Origin of the sequence: Billgrantia gudaonensis (assembly GCF_900100195.1) — a bacterium.
Classification (GTDB): Bacteria; Pseudomonadota; Gammaproteobacteria; order Pseudomonadales; family Halomonadaceae; genus Halomonas; species Halomonas gudaonensis.
In genome coordinates this window covers 1-17,028 of the sequence record NZ_FNES01000026.1, presented here as the reverse complement: position 1 = coordinate 17,028, position 17,028 = coordinate 1, and the positions used below count along the sequence as shown (strand labels likewise).

The 17,028-nt window shown below is 56.9% G+C and carries 17 protein-coding genes and 1 tRNA gene; 13 read left to right on the top strand and 5 right to left on the bottom strand.

Annotated features, from left to right (window positions below):
- Nucleotides 1–280: transposase (locus BLP96_RS19135; RefSeq protein WP_143005065.1), on the bottom strand; the 280-nt coding region annotated here is incomplete at its 3' end.
- A gap of 209 nt (nt 281–489) precedes the next feature.
- Between BLP96_RS19135 and BLP96_RS19130 the strand changes: the two genes are divergently transcribed.
- From BLP96_RS19130 to BLP96_RS20610, 8 genes are all read left to right on the top strand, one after another.
- Nucleotides 490–897 carry a CBS domain-containing protein gene (locus BLP96_RS19130; RefSeq protein ID WP_089689133.1) on the top strand — a complete coding sequence of 136 codons (408 nt, stop codon included), beginning with the start codon at nt 490–492 and terminating at the stop codon, nt 895–897.
- A gap of 364 nt (nt 898–1,261) precedes the next feature.
- Nucleotides 1,262–1,335: transfer RNA gene (locus tag BLP96_RS19125), tRNA-Gly, on the top strand.
- Nucleotides 1,336–1,512: 177 nt separating this feature from the next.
- Nucleotides 1,513–2,838: a tyrosine-type recombinase/integrase gene (locus BLP96_RS19120; RefSeq protein WP_089689132.1), complete on the top strand. Its 1,326-nt coding sequence runs from the start codon at nt 1,513–1,515 to the stop codon at nt 2,836–2,838.
- A 446-nt stretch (nt 2,839–3,284) separates the two neighbouring features.
- Nucleotides 3,285–3,713 carry a hypothetical protein gene (locus BLP96_RS20010; protein WP_143005152.1) on the top strand — a complete coding sequence of 143 codons (429 nt, stop codon included), beginning with the start codon at nt 3,285–3,287 and terminating at the stop codon, nt 3,711–3,713.
- A gap of 276 nt (nt 3,714–3,989) precedes the next feature.
- The gene (locus BLP96_RS20005) at nt 3,990–4,352 is read left to right on the top strand and encodes a MarR family winged helix-turn-helix transcriptional regulator (RefSeq protein WP_143005151.1); all 363 of its coding nucleotides are present in this window, start codon (nt 3,990–3,992) and stop codon (nt 4,350–4,352) included.
- A 779-nt stretch (nt 4,353–5,131) separates the two neighbouring features.
- A complete protein-coding gene (locus BLP96_RS19115) occupies nt 5,132–5,629 on the top strand; it encodes a hypothetical protein (RefSeq protein WP_089689131.1) in 498 nt (165 codons plus the stop codon).
- A 748-nt stretch (nt 5,630–6,377) separates the two neighbouring features.
- The gene (rnhA, locus tag BLP96_RS19110; RefSeq protein WP_089689130.1) at nt 6,378–6,935 is read left to right on the top strand and encodes a ribonuclease HI; all 558 of its coding nucleotides are present in this window, start codon (nt 6,378–6,380) and stop codon (nt 6,933–6,935) included.
- Nucleotides 6,928–7,545: a virion core protein, T7 gp14 family gene (locus tag BLP96_RS20610; protein ID WP_422666829.1), complete on the top strand. Its 618-nt coding sequence runs from the start codon at nt 6,928–6,930 to the stop codon at nt 7,543–7,545. Before rnhA ends, BLP96_RS20610 begins: the two co-directional genes overlap by 8 nt.
- On the opposite strand, the gene BLP96_RS19105 is transcribed toward BLP96_RS20610, so the two are convergent.
- The 3 genes from BLP96_RS19105 to BLP96_RS19100 all read right to left on the bottom strand — a co-directional run bounded on the left by BLP96_RS19105 (nt 7,489) and on the right by BLP96_RS19100 (nt 9,562).
- Nucleotides 7,489–8,040 carry a BRO-N domain-containing protein gene (locus BLP96_RS19105; protein WP_089689129.1) on the bottom strand — a complete coding sequence of 184 codons (552 nt, stop codon included), beginning with the start codon at nt 8,038–8,040 and terminating at the stop codon, nt 7,489–7,491. The genes BLP96_RS20610 and BLP96_RS19105 overlap by 57 nt on opposite strands.
- Before the next feature lie 448 nt (nt 8,041–8,488).
- Nucleotides 8,489–8,662: a hypothetical protein gene (locus BLP96_RS20195; RefSeq protein ID WP_176761581.1), complete on the bottom strand. Its 174-nt coding sequence runs from the start codon at nt 8,660–8,662 to the stop codon at nt 8,489–8,491.
- Between the two features lie 276 nt (nt 8,663–8,938).
- Nucleotides 8,939–9,562, bottom strand: coding sequence for a recombinase family protein (locus tag BLP96_RS19100; protein WP_089689128.1), 624 nt, complete (start codon nt 9,560–9,562; stop codon nt 8,939–8,941).
- A gap of 225 nt (nt 9,563–9,787) precedes the next feature.
- Here BLP96_RS19100 and BLP96_RS19995 point away from each other — a divergent pair, with 225 nt between their 5' ends.
- The 5 genes from BLP96_RS19995 to putA all read left to right on the top strand — a co-directional run bounded on the left by BLP96_RS19995 (nt 9,788) and on the right by putA (nt 16,569).
- Nucleotides 9,788–10,429 (top strand): hypothetical protein, encoded by a 642-nt coding sequence (locus BLP96_RS19995; RefSeq protein ID WP_143005150.1) that lies wholly within the window; start codon nt 9,788–9,790, stop codon nt 10,427–10,429.
- 244 nt (nt 10,430–10,673) lie between these two features.
- On the top strand, nt 10,674–11,672 hold the full coding sequence (locus BLP96_RS19990; protein WP_143005149.1) for a hypothetical protein: 999 nt from the start codon (nt 10,674–10,676) through the stop codon (nt 11,670–11,672).
- 270 nt (nt 11,673–11,942) lie between these two features.
- Nucleotides 11,943–12,329: a hypothetical protein gene (locus tag BLP96_RS19095; protein WP_089689127.1), complete on the top strand. Its 387-nt coding sequence runs from the start codon at nt 11,943–11,945 to the stop codon at nt 12,327–12,329.
- Between the two features lie 57 nt (nt 12,330–12,386).
- Entirely contained in the window at nt 12,387–13,190 is an 804-nt protein-coding gene (locus BLP96_RS19090) for an AraC family transcriptional regulator (protein ID WP_089689126.1), read from the top strand.
- Nucleotides 13,191–13,377: 187 nt separating this feature from the next.
- A complete protein-coding gene (gene putA / locus BLP96_RS19085; protein WP_089689125.1) occupies nt 13,378–16,569 on the top strand; it encodes a bifunctional proline dehydrogenase/L-glutamate gamma-semialdehyde dehydrogenase PutA in 3,192 nt (1,063 codons plus the stop codon).
- A 145-nt stretch (nt 16,570–16,714) separates the two neighbouring features.
- Here putA and BLP96_RS19080 read toward each other — a convergent pair.
- Nucleotides 16,715–17,028: IS3 family transposase (locus BLP96_RS19080; RefSeq protein WP_143005100.1), on the bottom strand; the 314-nt coding region annotated here is incomplete at its 5' end.

The window sequence follows — 17,028 nt, the reverse complement described above, 5'->3', positions numbered from 1 at the left end:
AGTACACCGCGGCTTTTTTTGCGATTTCAAGCTCTTCCGACTTCTCGGCCAGTTGACGCTTGAGCCGGGCATTCTCGTCGGCCAGGGCTTGCTCGCGCTCTGAGGCGCTTTGCTGCTGCTGGGCCTTGGCTCGCCACTGGTAGAGCTGGCTGGGCTGCAGGCCAAGCTCTCGGGCGGCGGCACTGATGCCGACACGGTCGGCGAGGGCCAGTGCCTCGGCCTTGTAGTCCTGGGAGTAGCGGGTACGGGTCTTCTTCATCGAAGCTGCTTGCCTTGCCATGGGTCACCTCGTCTCAGTGTACTGTCTTAACGAGGTGTCCACTGCTGCTGGGCAAGATCACTTCCTCTTTCCTTTGGGAGTCGCGAAAGCTTGCTCGGGTTCCGCGCCCAGCGTTGGCGAAAGTGTTGGCAGCGCCGAGAAGACCTGGGCACGACTCGGCTATGCTGAAGGCGTGACATGCCCAACGTCACTGGACAAGGAGATCCGCCATGCCCAGCAAGGCCCCCACCATCGTGCGCGACATCATGTCCCGCGACTGCTATCGGGTTACCGGCAACACCTCGGTCACCACCCTGGCCGAAGGCCTGGCGCTGCACCGCCTGCCGGGGGTGCCGGTCGTCGACGGTCATGACCACCTGATCGGCTTCATCTCCGAGCAGGACGTGCTCGGCAAGGTATTGGAAAGCGCTTACCTGAATGACGAACCGCCGCTGGTCAGGGAGCTGATGCGACACGAGGTGCTGTCGGTCATGCCAACCAAGAGCATCACCGACCTCGCCCAGGAAATGCTGGGAGCCAAGCCCAAGGTGTACCCCGTCACCGAACAGGGGCGATTGGTGGGTATCGTCACCCGCCGCGACGTACTGAGCGCCCTGCTACGCATGCGCCATGCCTGATCGCCGCTCGCGTCGCAGCGCCCATCCATGCGCCCGGCAATCGCCGGGCGCAGCGCATTTCGACACCTCGCCAGCCCGCTCATGACTGGCTGCCCCACGGGCATAAAAGAAGCCGCCACATGCGGTGCATGGGCGGCAAGATCGAAACTGCGAGCCAGAACAACAGTGTTAGCGACTGCCATCGCGCTGCTGTCTGTACCTCTATGACAGCCTTCAGACAAAAAGTTCTCACCGTGACGAAGATATCTTTTCTCGTTTTGCCCCACCGTCGACGATACGGCCCTGACGGCGAGGCAACGGCAAGCCCTGGCACCCGATGCTTGCCTTCCCGGCAAAGGCTCCTTTATGATCCCCTGGCCTCCTCGCGGGTGTAGCTCAATGGTAGAGCAGAAGCTTCCCAAGCTTAAGACGAGGGTTCGATTCCCTTCACCCGCTCCAGGCTTAACCTAACCCACTGACACCAAATATTTTTCCTGCCTATCATGGGTTTAGGTGCTACAGGAATGGCTACAGCAGTGGCTACACCTGTCCCCCGCTCCAGTGATACCCTTGCCTCAGTGACCACCGCAGACGACTACGGTCGAAGTCTGCTTCCCGTGCGATTGGGGGACCATCATGGCCAGGGGCAAGCCCACCGACACCCGTAGCCTCCGACAGCGTGGCAGTGTCTGGTTCATCCAGAAGCGTCTATCGCCCACCCTCGCCAAGCACCTCGGTAAGAAGATGCTCCAGCAGAGCACCCAGACGGGTGACCTTGATGAAGCCTGTCGGATACGTGACCGTGTGCTTGCCGATCTTGGCGACCTTGAAGCCCAACTGAAGGGCGAGGCTAGCCAACTCCAACAACGGCGGATGTTCCTCCAGGCACGGGACCACTATCAGGACAGAGAAGATTCCCTCGTCAGCGTCGATCCCCGCGATCCTGTGAGCCTGACCGAGATCATGGACCCCGAGAAGCTGCCAGAGATCGAGCAGGATGCGCTCAGGAGCGTCTATGAGGGGGACACACCGGCCCGCTACCGTCTGACACTGAGAGCGGCGCTGGAGGACTGGAAGACGTCGCCGCTGGTGGAGCGCAAGCCATCGACTCGCTCGAAGAACGAATTGGCCATGGAGCGTTTGCTGGCGTACCTGGGTGAGGATGACGTAACACTGATTTCTCTCGACCGGCGACAGATCAAGGACTTCATCACCTCGATGCTCGGCTTGGGCAAGACGAAGCAGACCGTAGCCAACTACCTGTCCGGGCTGTCGGCGCTCTGGCACCACGCCGAATACTCGATGGAAGAGGAGCTGCCAAACGGCAACCCGTTCAAGGGACACCAGCTCAAGCCCAAGGCCTCTGTCCAGCACTATGACCAATTCTCTCGGGCCGACGTTGAGGCGATCTTTTCAGCCACCGATGGCAATCAAGGGATCTACCGACTGCTGCCCCGCATTGGCTTCTACACGGGAGCCCGTATCGATGAACTCTGTTCGTTGAAGGTGACGGACATCATCCAGCGGCAAGGCGTCTGGTGCTTGGCGATCCGTGAGGGAAAGAACAGCAATGCCACCAGAGAAGTGCCGTTGCATCCAGAGATCAAGGTTCCCGTACTCGATCAGCTCAAGGACGCTAAGAAAACAGGGAGGGAATACCTGTTTGCAGAGGCTGAAGCGACCAAGCGCAGCGACGGTAAGAAGAGCCCCAAGTTCTCCCAGTGGTTCAGCAGGTTGATGGCAAAGACAGTCGCCAGGGGAAGCCGGAAGCTGGCATTCCACTCCTTCCGATCAACCGCCATCACGATCATGGGAGATGCTGGAGTGAACGAGTCGGTCATCGTCTGGGTGACTGGGCATGAGCGAGGGCTCACTACCGCCAACAAGGTCTACAACAGGGGGCCAACCTTCAAGACGAGGCTGGAGGCTGTGGAGACGATACAGCTTGAAGCGCTGTACTGAGGCGGGCATATCAGGACGACACAGCTCAGCTATAGCGAGTGCTGGCACGTCGGGACCTGCTATTCGCTAAAAGCCATAAATGAGGACGTCTGTCGGCTTTAGCACCGGGGGCATGACCTTAGTCATCTGTATTTTTATACACATTTATGCACATTAGCTACGCGTATTGAAGTACCTTCTAGCTGTGGGCTACGGTGGGAACAAAAGTACAGGGCAATGAGGTAGTATCAAAATGGGAGTCATCGCCAACTTGAAGCTAGGAAGGACTCTTACGAAACTAACCACCTTGTTTGTAGAGGTTAATCGCTCTTCGAACCTAAACCGAGAAGAAGTCAGGTATACACGTAGCTACCAAGATTTAACAGACAAGCTGAAGCCCTACAACCCTGACAAGGTTTCACTTGAACTGACAAACAACATGATGGTCACGGCAAAGCTGGGACATCATGAAAGACTCAAAGCCCAAGAAAATTTACTGGATGCCTTATCCCAAGACGGCTTCGCTGCAAAAGGGATGTGATTCTATGGGGTTTTTCACTCGCAACACAATGAACCTTGATCAAATGACCCATCTTGTCACCTATGTAGCAGCGTCAAGTATTGGCTATTACAAAAAGCAGGGGTCGTGGGCTGACGAAGAGCTTAGGCATAAGCTCGTTACAGCATGGCTTCAAGAAAATGGTCACAGAGCCTCACATTGGAAACTGACAAAGCTGGCACTAGCTGCGGATGGCGTTGCCAGAAAAATTCTTCTCGACGTGCCAGAGTTATTTGAAGACTTACCACCCTCTGATAAAGAAGAGCAGAAAGATATGTACGACTTCGTATTCGAATATAGCCATAAGGCTTTGCTCTACGAAGGAATAACCAAATAAACACCAAGCCTAGAGGTCTGCCATGATGGGCTTCCCTGACTTCAACAATCCTGCTGAAGCAGCCCGCGCCTAGGCTGGGCAGTAGTATGAGATTGCTGAAGAGCAGAAGCGGCTGACTCAGCCCTACGTTTCATCTGGAGGTGATCCATGCATACGACCAGCTCCAAACCGAAGTCGTTGCAGCGGCCCTTGAGTGAGCAGCGCCCCGATGGAGCGGCAGCTTGTAACGTTAGGTATCAAAGCATACCATTCCTATAGCCAGCAAAGAGAAACTGTATGATGGAACATCAGAAACCAAAGTTGTCCCTGAACGAAAAGATTTCCATGCGACGCATTCTTGGCGTTGCACAGGAGTTTCGCGAGCTTCAGTCTGACTTTCCATTACAAATAGCTGCCCTTTTTGCCTACGTCGCTGCGAACCCAGGCATTTCAATGGATGAACTGCGAGAGCGAACCAACACAAAGCAATCAACTTGCTCAAGGAGTATTTCTGTACTTTCCGAATGGCAGGAATACGATAAACGTGGTTTCGGCTTGGTCTGGACGGAGGAAGACCCTACAGAGCGCAGAAGGAATCTCGTGCCTCTCACCGAGAAGGGTGAGGAACTGGCCGCGACACTTTCTGACATAGTCCGCTGATCTAAGCAATGAGCCATAACCAACTGACCGCCGCCAACATCACCGTCCGTAAGACAAGACGTCAACTTAACCAATCGCGCCGAGTTTCTAGAACTAGTTGCTGAGGTCGAAAAGGCAGGGATTCCAGCCATTAACGCCAAACGAGGACGCTACGGCGGCACCTTCGTCGTCAAGGAGCTGGTCTATGGCTAAGCCATGTGGATCAGCCCAACATTCCACTTGAAGGCCATCCTTGCGTATGACGAGTTGGTGGCCCGCCATACCCGCCACCCGAAGGCTCCGGCACTCCCTGACTTCAAAAACCCTGCCGAAGCAGCCCGCGCCTAGGCTGGGCAGTAGTATGAGATCGCTGAAGAGCAGAAGCGACTAACTCAGGCAAAGAGGATGAGCGGGGCGAGGATGACACAGACAGGGCTGAGCGAGTCCCTAAGCAGTTCCCACCTCCTCGCTAGGGCTCCTTCCCTGAAGAGCCTGAGGCAGCCGCACAGCGGCAATGCAATTTCCTGACACCTTAGGAAGAGCAGCCCCTCTTCGAATCACCACAGCGTTCAAGCGAGCCAGTCTCACTGGCGTTCGAGGACGCTTTCACCACACACTCACCTGACCTCTCATCAGTTCTATAGCAGGACCCGTGCCAGCCTCCTCACCGGCATGGCCAATCGAAACCAACCCATCGAGAGATCAACTGAATATCCATCGTGCGTCTCGTTGTGAGCAGTCTCGGCTCATGACGCCGACGGTGAGGCTCGGTGGATACCCACTTGAAGGAGCCTATATCCATGTACATCCAAATCAATGCAGACACTCCCGTCACTGTGCGTTCGAGCGAAGCTCTCACCAACGGCTTCCCCATGAAACTCCTGCCAGTGAAGCGGATCATGACTGACGACACCCCTATAGCCAAGAAGAAGATATTCGAAGAAGGACTGAAGCGAGTTCTCCAAGCTCAAGCCGATCTTCTCAAACACGAGATACCCGCAGGTAATCTACAGGCGGCCGTACTGACTGCGGTCCATGGTCTACCTCTCGAGCCTGAGAACCTCGAGATGTTCGCCCTTGGCATCTATCCACTCTTCACAGAGAACGCTGGAGACTACATCCGCTATGTCTCAGCTCTGGAGGAAGCCGTAGACATCGCCATCGATAGCCCATCGGTGACCGTCAAGGAAGTCTATGTGGCTGTGGCTCCGAACTTCTCGCCACGGAATTGGTACGAATTGGAGGAGCTAGGCATTATCCCTGTGAGCTTCTTGCCGATGGGTGAGGAGAGAGTTTAAGCACACAACGTGGGTTCAACCCACGCAGCAGCAATGCAATTCCCTGACACCTCAGGAGGAGAAGTTCCTCTGGGGGCAATCCAAGAAGGCTCGGCATACTGAGATCACCTTCAGCCCCGCCATAACCGTAGCTTAATCGCTTTCGGGAGACTCCAAGTAACGGTCCTCTATTGAGGATGCATGAGAAAGGAGGTCAACCCGACACAGTCCGATCAAGCTGCTTATCGGTGTCTCGACTCAACCTCGCCAGTTGACGGGAACACAGAAAGCAGCGATGAGCATTCACTCCCTGGCCCGATTTATGGCCCTGTGAGCCGCTCTGAAGATCGGCGGAAGGATCCTCAGGAGGTGGTGGCCCTGAGTGCAGTCCGAGCGACCTGACGATAACTGATCGTCGGGCTGACTACGGGTGGCGGGGGATCCAGAAGACTGGCACCTGAGACCATCTCTCTTAGATTATCTCTTTAAGTTAACCCTCTGGGATTACCGACAGAGATTGTCTATTAGTTTTCTGTTGGAGTGGTCATCATCCATGATCCCCCTTTACAGAAATCTCTCTCAGTTCTTCTGGTAAGATTTACCAATAGATCTCTCTCCTCCTTACCGGTTCCTCCCTTGAGCCATCATCACCAATCAAACCAACCAGCGCATTCTCGAAGACAGTCGGTCAGACTGGCGGTTTCGTCCGTCTGCTGGTCCGCCTGTCTGAAGGGAACCGACTGTCTCCGACAATGAGGACGAAATAATCATGATTGCACCAAACACACTTTCCGATACCAATGGCACAACCAATGCTGTCAGCATCTTCACCGATGGAGCCTGTAGCAGCAACGGACAGAGCAACCCTCAGGGAGGCTGGGGGGCTGTCCTACTCAGCGCCTCGGGACATCGACTGAAGATCGCCGGTAAGCTCCAGGGTGAGCCGGTGACTAACAACCGCGCCGAACTGACAGCCGTCATTGAAGCACTGTCGGCACTGAAGAAGGCGACAATCGTAGACCTGACCACCGACAGCGAGTATGTCATGAAAGGAGCCACGGAATGGCTTCACGGGTGGAAGCGGAAAGGCTGGAAGACGGCGAGCAAGAAGCCCGTCAAGAATGCCGACCTGTGGCAACGGCTCGATGACCTGCTTGGGGTTCACTCAGTCCGCTTTCATTGGGTCCGTGGCCATTGTGGTCACCCGGAGAATGAACTGGCGGATGCTCTGGCGGTGGCTGGCGCTGAAGGGGAGTCAGTGAGGAAGTACGACACGCTAGCGGTTGATTCACTGGCTGATAACTCAAAGGAAGGTGACCATGTGTGATCCGACGATGATAGCCACTACAGCCATGACGGTTGTTAGAACGAGCGCTCAGATGTATGGACAGCAGCAGCAATATGAAGCTGCGGCCCAACAGGCTGAAGCCCAAGATCGAATGTTTGAGCAGAACAGGAAGAATGTCTATAAGGCACTCGGTCGGCAGTACGGAGACATTAACGAGAGACAATCCCAAGAACAACAGAAAGCCGTCGAACAGAAGGAGCAACGGACAAGGGAGTCTCGATCTCAGATGGCACGGGCGCGTGTCGCTGCTGGTGAAGCTGGGATCACGGGTAAATCTGTACGTCTCGGGCTGAGAGACATATCAGGAGCTGCGGCTCGTGACCGTTCGACTATCGACCGGAACCTCGACTGGACTCTCAGTCAGCTTCAGCGGAAGAAGCAATCTGCGCGTACCCAATCGATCAACCGGATCAACTCCGTACCGAAAGGCCAAGAACCTTCGCGAGGGACAGCTCTTGCGGGCATGGCATCGACGGCTGCCGGTGGCGCTGCAAGCTTGGCGTCCATGCAACCCTCGAATCAGTCATACGGGTCAACTGCAGCAAAGCCCTACGGTGGCTCCGGCTGGGCCAATCAGACTGATACCTGATAGCGTCGGGAGGTTGTCCATGTACTCGTTCTCCTCGGCGAGTCGGTCACACTTGGCCTTCAGTGCTTCCATCGCCTTGAGGATCATCTCGTCCTCGGTCATCTCACCGGTGCTGACCTTCTCTTCACCGGCGACGTACATGCCGTCCTTCCGGATGGCGGGCAGGACGACCTTGGTCACCCAGTCTTGGAAGGCTCGGGCCTGGGGCTTGTCCGACCGCATGATCAGCTTGTAGAGGCCGGACTCGGAGATGACGATCATCGGCTTGCCAGGCTTGAGACCTAATTGCTCTCGACGCAACAAGCGTTTCTCCACGTCATCGAGGCGGCGATACTCACTGGCATACAGGCCGAGCGCCTTGATGACATCGTTCGCTACGAACCAGGGCGTCATACCCTGATCCACGACTCGGATGTCGAGGTCGACGCCGGTGATGTGGTTGGCAGTGTTGAAGGTGCGGATGCTCGGCTGTGCTTCGCGGATTCCAGTAGTCATTGCTCAGCTCTCTCTGTTGTCGAGGGTTGCTTTGAGGCGGTGATGGACGGGTTGTCCTAAGGCTATCCAATTCACATGGCCCCTCTCGGGGGCGTTGCTCATCCTCAAACTGAGGACGTGCCACCATGGCGCGTACAGTAGACACGGCGGAAAGTGATCTGCCTGTGTTCCCATGACTCCGTGTGTTCATTCGTGGCGAGGAGGAACGGGACTCCTACGTAACCGCTTTGCAGTGTGTGCCTACCGATTCTCGTCCAGAGGATTGACCACCCCCGGCTATTTCGTGGCGAACATCTGAGCCGGTATTGATGTATATAGAGCAGCGCGATTGCCCCGTACCACCCCCTTAGTTGGCGCGTGGTGGCTTCAGAAAGTTGATCTTCGAGGCATCCACATGGGGGATGAACGACACGGACGGGCACCCATCCCCCAAAGCCGAGCGCCTGGCCTATAACACTGGGTCATGCTTGGCGTCCGCCCACCGATCCAAGAACAGACCGCATTGATTCCAGGCCATTTGCCCGACCATCGGCACACGGATGAACACATCACCCGATACCAATCGGATGATCAGGCTGCTAACTCCTACTTCAATTCCCGAACGTTCCAGCTTCAGTAGCATACTTACGCCTCCTCAACTGTCTCTGTCATTCGATAGGCTCGATACTCAACACTCGCCCAGTCGGCTGTGCTGCTATCGCTGCGTGGCGAGCTTTACCTCCCACACGGGAAGGACTTTACTGGCGATGACAGAAACCACTCAACCCTCTGATTTAATGGATTAATTCTACGAGAGGAATAGTTCGAGAAGCGGATGAATCACAGACAAAAGACGGGGCTTTGATAGGCCCCGCCGAACGGTGATCTCCTGGCTTTCCCTTCTTACCCTCTGTCTGTTCTAACCAGCCGATGCCCTCTTTTCGGCGCGCTGGACGGTGCTGACTCCACAGCCGATGATGTCCGCTGTCTTGCGAACGCTGAAGCCTTGTTCCCTCAGTTCCAAGATTCGCCGATGCTTCTCCTCGTCCACCGGACGGCCCTTGTAGCGGCCCTGTTCCTTGGCCTTGGCGATGCCCTCGGCCTGACGCCGTCTCCTGTCCTCATAGTCCTTCCGAGCGACAGCGGCGAGCATGTCCAGTAGCATGGCGTTAACTGCGTCCAGCATCCGCCCTGTGAAGTCATCGCCACTGCTCACTGTCAGTGCAGTGTGGCTGGTGGGGAGATCGAGAGACACCACACGGAGCCCAGCACTCTGAATGGCTCCCTTGAGCTTGTCCCAGTCGGACTTGGTCAGGCGTGTCAGACGGTCCACTTGCTCGACCAACAGCACGTCTCCAGGCTGTGCGTCGTCAATAAGCCGCGCTAGCTCTGTCCGGTCTGCTCTGGTCCCGCTGGCATTCTCGACGTACCACGACGCGACCCTGGCTCCCTTCTCCTGGGCGAAGGCTGTCAGCGCCTCACGAGCACGGCTGGCGTTCTGATCGTCAGTGGATGCGCGGAGGTAGGCACGGATGAAAGTCATTCCTGTCACTCCCTGGTAGTCGCTTTGTTTTCGTTTGGATGTATTCATAATAAGTGTGATCGTTAGGGTTGTCAAACAGATGATGTGAACACGGTTCGACAGGCTCTCATCACGTAGTCTCTGAGGTGCACCCTAATAGACACAGCTTGCTCAGTCTGGTACTTATTGCTAAAAAGGGTTCGCTAAGGTAAGTTAAAAACAATACCTCAAGAATAGGCAGGGAACATGAAGGAAAAGCTCTTCTCAGTATTTTCAGTTTGCCTCATAGCAACTGGTTGTGCCGGGCGTGTAGAATACTCTCCTCCCATACAAGAAAACCAGGTATCCAATTCAGCCGTCATTAACAAGCCTAGAGAAGAGGTTTGGAAAGACAGCATACCCAAATTAGGTAAAAGCTTTTTTGTTATTAACAATATTGATCGATCATCAGGGCTGATAAATATTAGCTATTCTGCTGATCCAGAAAAATATATTAATTGCGGGCAAGTAACTTCCTACGTAAAAAATGCGCAAGGAGAGAGGACTTACAGATTCCCTGGAGCCCGATCAAGTCAGCGCTATGAAATCATGAACTCCGGAAGCCTATACTACATAAACAGGTCTATGAATCTTGATGGAAGGGTAAATATTATCTACGAAGAGATAACCCCTGACACCACTAAAGTTACCGCCAATACTCACTATGTGGTTAAAAGAGATATCAATGTAACGGCGGCAGCCAACAACATGAGCCAGTCAGCATCTGAAACAATCAACTTCGGATCGGGAGGCTCTGCTTCTTTCCCCCCGAGCCAAAATGGGCAAGCGACTACCTGCGTCCCTAATGGGGCCTTGGAAGAAGAAATTCTTGCAACAATCAGGGAGTAAAACTCTCTTCTGGAGAACCTTTAACATAATGCCACATCCAGAATAATCTTAATATCACCCCACTTGTTGGGTGGGGTTATTTTTTTATGTTACTAAATACAAAGAAACACTTCGAAGCAAAGCGAGGTCAAAAAACTCTCATTCCAAGCAACGCCCATAGCACTTCCAATTATTCGTAATTCCACTAAATAGCAAACGCCGCATTTCAGAAATTACCATACCAATAGGGCTGAGAGTAAATGTTATGACACAAAGAACACGGATTCCTTCAGCCAAACTGCCGGTAACATTGCCATCAGAAAAAGCAATGCGGAGCTATAATCATAATAAAACAAACTACGATCCTGAATTTTGGGAGTTTGAGTACCTAACTCATAGATATCTCAAGACGCTAGACAACATAGAACTAATGGATCGACTCAAGAAGATCAGAAGAAACCTGAGCAAGTTCTATACGGATGAACGTTCTAAAATACCAATAGGAGTATTTCATAGCACTTGGTACTGGCTACGCAAAGAACACCAAGCCAGATTTGAGATTTCTCTACGAGAGCTTGGATATACCTTGCCGCCTCCACCATTGGTTGGAACTATTCATTCACGCAACAACCGTTACCCTGACCTCAAAGTAGCTCAAACAACAAAGCTGTTCCGTTACCTGAAGAAAGAGTTTGCGGAAGACATGATACAAAAAGGAATCTTTAGATTCTCACCTGCCGAGACCTACATTGAAATGGAGGGTGATGTAGCCAGAGCTGACGACGAAAAATACAAAAGTTCAGTGCTACATGGAGAAAATGTCAAGATCACCACTAAGTCAGGACAAGAGATACGTCCCATAGGTAATCTTCATAGAACTACAGGCGGAATAGATTATCATATGCTATGCCTTTCACAGGCTTGGGATGAAGAACTATTTGAAGACTTCGGCGATGCTACTCATTGTGTTGTCGTCAACGATGTGGATGAGTTTTTGAGTCGTATTGAACAGGCTGGAAGAAAAGTCTACAGTAGGTGGTATTTTCATCATGGCCCAGTAAACTATTATGATAAATATGATATAGGCTTGAAGGGGAGTATTACCAGCGTCATGCACAAAGACTGCACATTCGCTTATCAAGAAGAGTACAGAATTCTTTGGGCCAGATTAGAAGGCCCTCCTGTTGAAGGCCATCAATTTCTAGAAACAGGCAATCTCGATGATATAGCTGACTTGGTGGCCTCCCCTAACAGATCAGGCTAGTAGAAGAACATTCGCCAAATGGGCAAGACTCCGTCTAGAGTACCATTGCTAGTCCATGCTGCCACCCGTACGATCATATAAACTGTTGCCTACGCAAATGGCTACACCAAAGGCTACAGATGGCTACTTTTATCGCGTAACCTACTGATTTTACATATAGCTGAGAAGCAAGGGGCGATTCCCTTCACCCGCTCCACTTTCGCTGCTGGCCCGAACGCAACCCCAGCGTTGCGCTTCCAATGCTTAGCGACCCCTGAGGAGAGCTTCTGCATGGCACTCTTTCTTCTCGTCCTCGCAGTCTGCCTGCTGGTCATCGGCAGCGTGGTGGTCCTGCTGCTGGTGTCGCGTACGCCACGCTATCGTACCGAGCCCGAACACCTGCTCGAACTCTTCGACCAGGCCCTGGAGAATCGCGTCAACGAGAGCGAGTGGCATGCGGTCATCGGCTATCCCATTCGCCACGACGAATATCTGGAAGGCATACGTCGCCGTGCCTACCGGTTGATGGACGAGCACGGCCGCTATGGTCGCATGGCTCGCGGCAGGTCGTTGCTGGATGCCACCGGTCACGAGGAACTCGCCGCACTGCGCGACCATCTGGCGGCACGCCTGCGACTGCAACGCGGAACCAACGACTCCACACGGCATGAGCGCTGAGCGCCCATCGGCTATACTGTGCGCCCGACATTCTGATCCCGGTTGGAGGGCCTCATCATGCCCAGCGCCATTCGCCAGATCCCTCTCGAGCCTCACACCCGCCATCACGACCATGACTTCCATCAGATCGTCATCGGCCTGCGCGGTCAGGCGGAGTTCGAGATCGAAGGACTGGGCGGCGCCATTTCGGCCTTTTCCGGCTGCATCGTGCCGGCCAACCACGTTCACTACTACGCGGGCCAGGGCGACAATCACCAGCTGATCCTCGACCTGCCCGGCGACGCCCCCGCGCTCACCGGACATCACCGCCAACTCGCTCGCCTGTTCGACGCCCCGCGATTCTTCGACCTCGATGCCCCGCTGAAGCGCTACCTCGACTTCCTGCTGATGGAGCTCGCCCAGTCCCCCGAGGGGCTCGACGACCCGTCGCAAAGCGACCGGCTGGCCGCGACCCTGCTCGGCTGCCTGCACGCCCGCCTGGGCGGTGAACCCTCGGCACCACAGCGCCGTCTCGACCTGCGCCAGCTCGACCGATTCATCGACCACCATCTGGCCGCCCCGCTGACCGTCGGCGATCTGGCCGCAGAGGCATGCCTCAGCGAAGCGCATTTCCGCAGCTGCTTTCGCGAGCAGACGGGGGTCACCCCTTGGCAGTACGTGCGCCGCCGCCGACTGGATGCGGCTCGCCAGCTGCTCGAGAGCAGCCGGATGCCGCTTTCGGAAATCGCCGCCTGCACCGGCTTCGCCCATCAAAGCGCCCTCTCCCATGCGTTTCGTCGCACCTACGGCCATCCGCCCAGCCAACTGCGCCAAGCGCCCGGACCACGTCGCACCCCCTGCCTGACCGTCGATATCCGCTAGACTTAAGTCGTAATTTCAACCCCATGGCGACCGGCAACCGCGAAATCGACAAAGAGTTCCGGGAAATTTGCAAGCAGTTCGCCGTGTCCCACTCTAGAGTCAAAGTCATCCACCGGTCTCGAGCGAGTACGCTCGAGTCTTGCCGTGGGTATGCCGTTTCAGACGGGTGAAACCCGGGGGATCTTTCATGCTCAACGCCAACAACATGCTTGCTGCGGATACGTGGCAGCAGGATCTGGACGCCCTGTTCGACCGCATCAGCGATCACTATGCCGTCGATGAGGAAGCCTTCGTCGGCGAACTCGTCGACGTGCTCGCCGCCGATGCCGATGACTTCCGCCGCATCGCGGACAAGACCGCGGCACTGGTGCGCGACGTGCGCGAAATGGACACCGCCGTCGACACCATCGACGAGCTGCTCCAGCAGTACAGCCTCGATACCCACGAAGGATTGATGCTGATGTGCCTGGCCGAGGCCATGCTGCGCATCCCCGACAAGGCCACCGCCGACGCCCTCATCGAGGACAAGCTGGGACCGGCCGACTGGAAGGCGCATGTCGGCAAGAGCGAGTCCTGGCTGGTCAACGCCTCCACCTGGGGACTGTTGATGACCGGCCGGGTAGTGACGCTGGACAAGCCCCGCGACGGCCGCCCCAGCGGTTTCATCAACAAGCTGGTCAATCGCATGGGCGAGCCGGTGATTCGCCACGCCATGGTCGAGGCGATGAAGATCATGGGTCGCCAGTTCGTGCTAGGGCGCGACATCGACGAAGCGCTCAAGCGCTCCAAGCCGCTGTTCGACAAGGGCTACACCTATTCCTACGACATGCTCGGCGAAGCCGCACGCACCCGTGACGACGCCCGTCGCTACTTCAAGGATTACGCGCACGCCATCGAGCGCGTGGGTCAGACCAGCCAGAACCTCGGCGCAGCCACGCCCGCCCCCTCGGTGTCCATCAAGCTCTCGGCACTGCATCCACGCTACGAGTTCGGTCGCCGCGAGCAGATCCTGCGCGAACTGGTGGGCAGCGTGCGCGAGCTCGCTGCCCTGGCCCGCGAGCGCAGCGTGGCATTGACCGTCGACGCCGAAGAGGTCGATCGCCTGGAGCTGTCGCTGGAAGTGTTCCGCGCCGTCTACGAGAGCGAGACCTGCCGCGGCTGGGGCCACTTCGGCCTGGTCGTGCAGGCCTACTCCAAGCGAGCCCTGCCGGTACTGCACTACCTCAACCGCCTGGCCGAACGCCAGGGCGACGAGATCCCGCTACGCCTGGTCAAGGGCGCCTACTGGGATACCGAGATCAAGGAGTCCCAGCAGCTCGGCGTCGAAGGCTACCCGGTGTTCACCCGCAAGGCGGGTACCGACGTCGCCTACCTGGTGTGCGCGCGCTTCCTGCTCTCCGAGGCGACTCGCGGTCGCATCTTCCCGCAGTTCGCCACGCACAACGCCCATACCGTCTGCACGATTCTCGAGCAGGCCAATGAAACCGGGCGTCACTTCGAGTTCCAGCGCTTGCACGGCATGGGCGAGGCGCTCTACGACGCCGCGCTACAGCGCGCCCCCGAGGGCACCTACTGCCGCATCTATGCCCCGGTGGGCGCTCACAAGGATCTGCTGCCCTACCTGGTACGCCGTCTGCTGGAGAACGGCGCCAACTCCTCCTTCGTGCACCAGCTGGTCGACCCCAAGGTGCCGGTGGAGTCGCTGTGCGAGCATCCGGTGGAGACGCTGCGCCAGCACGCCAGGCTCGCCAACCCGAAGATTCCGCTGCCGGCGGACATCTACGGCGAGAAACGCCGCAACTCGCGTGGCGTCAACCTCAATATCCGTAGCCACTACCGGCCGCTGATGGAGGCCATGAACGAGGTCATGGACAAGACCTACCGAGCCGGCCCGCTGCTGGCCGTCGAGGTCACCGACGACCCGGCCAATACCCACGAAGTGAAATGCCCCTTCGATCGTCGTCAGATCGTCGGCCGCGTGCAGTGGACCACGCGCGAGCAGGCCAGCCAAGCGCTGGATGCCGCCTGGGCCGCCTTCCCTCGCTGGGACGCCACTCCGGTCGCCGAGCGTGCCGACATCCTGCGCCGCTTCGCCGATCTGCTGGAGGAGAATCTCGCCGAACTGATGGCGCTCTGCTCCCGTGAAGGCGGCAAGCTGCTCACCGACGGCGTCGACGAGATTCGCGAAGCGGTGGACTTCTGCCGCTACTACGCGATGCGCGCCGAGGAGCTGTTCGGTGAACCGATGCCACTGCCCGGCCCCACCGGTGAATCCAACGAACTGTCGCTGGCCGGCCGCGGCGTGTTCGCCGCCATCAGCCCATGGAACTTCCCGGTGGCGATCTTCTGCGGCCAGATGGTCGCCGCCGCGGTTTCCGGCAACACCGTGCTGGCCAAACCCGCCGAACAGACCTCACTGATCGCCCATCGCGTGGTGGAGCTGCTCTACCAGGCTGGCATGCCGCGCGACGTGGTGCAACTGCTGCCCGGCGACGGCCCCACCGTGGGCAGCGTGCTCACCGGCGATGCACGCATCACCGGCGTGGTCTTCACCGGCGGCACCGACACGGCCCAGGTGATCAATCGCGCCCTGGCAGCCCGTGACAATGCCCCCCTGCCCACCCTGATCGCCGAAACCGGCGGCATGAATGCCATGATCGTCGACTCCACGGCGCTGCCCGAGCAGGTGGTCGTGGACGTCATCCAATCGGCCTTCCAGAGTGCCGGCCAGCGCTGCAGCGCGCTGCGCGTGCTCTACCTGCAGGATGACGTGGCCGACCGAGTGATCGAGATTCTCGAAGGCGCCATGGCCGAGCTGCACGTGGGCGATCCCCGGGATCTGGGCACCGACGTGGGCCCGGTGATCGACGACGACGCCCGCCGTGGACTGATGGCACACATCGAGCGTCTCAAGAGCGAGGGTCGCCTGGTCGCCGAAACCCCGCTCGAGGCGGCCCATACCGCCGAGGGAACCTTCGTAGCGCCGGTGGCCTTCGCCATCGACGGCATCGAGACCCTGGAACGCGAGCAGTTCGGACCGATCCTGCACATCGTGCGCTACAAGACCAGCGAACTCGACGACGTGATCGAGTCGATCAATGGGCGGGGTTATGGCTTGACGTTCGGCGTGCACAGCCGCAATGAATCCTTTGCCGAGGCCATCGCGCAGAAGATTCGTGCTGGCAACGTGTACATAAACCGCAACATCATCGGCGCCGTCGTCGGCGTTCAACCCTTTGGCGGCCAAGGGCTTTCCGGCACCGGGCCCAAGGCCGGCGGACCGCACTACCTACTGCGCTTCGCCACCGAGAAGACGGTGACCAACAATACCGCTGCCCTGGGCGGAAATGCGTCCCTGCTGGCGCTGGAAGACGAGTGATCGCCTGATCGATCCCAACGACTGTCGACACAACAACATCGACTGAAGGAACCCCATCATGGTTGAAAACAACATGGCCATCGGCTTCACGTTCGTGGTGTACCTGCTGCTGATGTGATCTTACCCAGCAATCGTGGACACCGATCTAAGCGATCACTCGGGCCTCGAAGGCCTCTGGGCTGATCATCCCAATCGCACTGTGCCGGCGCTGCCGGTTGTAGTCCATCTCGATGTACTCGAACACTTGCCGCCGCATGGCGTCCCGGGTCTCGAAACGCTCGCCATGGATCGCCTCGACCTTCAGGCTATGGAAGAAGCTCTCGGCGCACGCGTTGTCGTAGCAATTGCCCTTGGCACTCATGCTGCACTTCAGCTCGTGCTGGATCACCAGTGACTGGTACAGGGTCGAACAATACTGGCTGCCGCGATCCGAATGTACGATCACCTGCTTGGGCATCT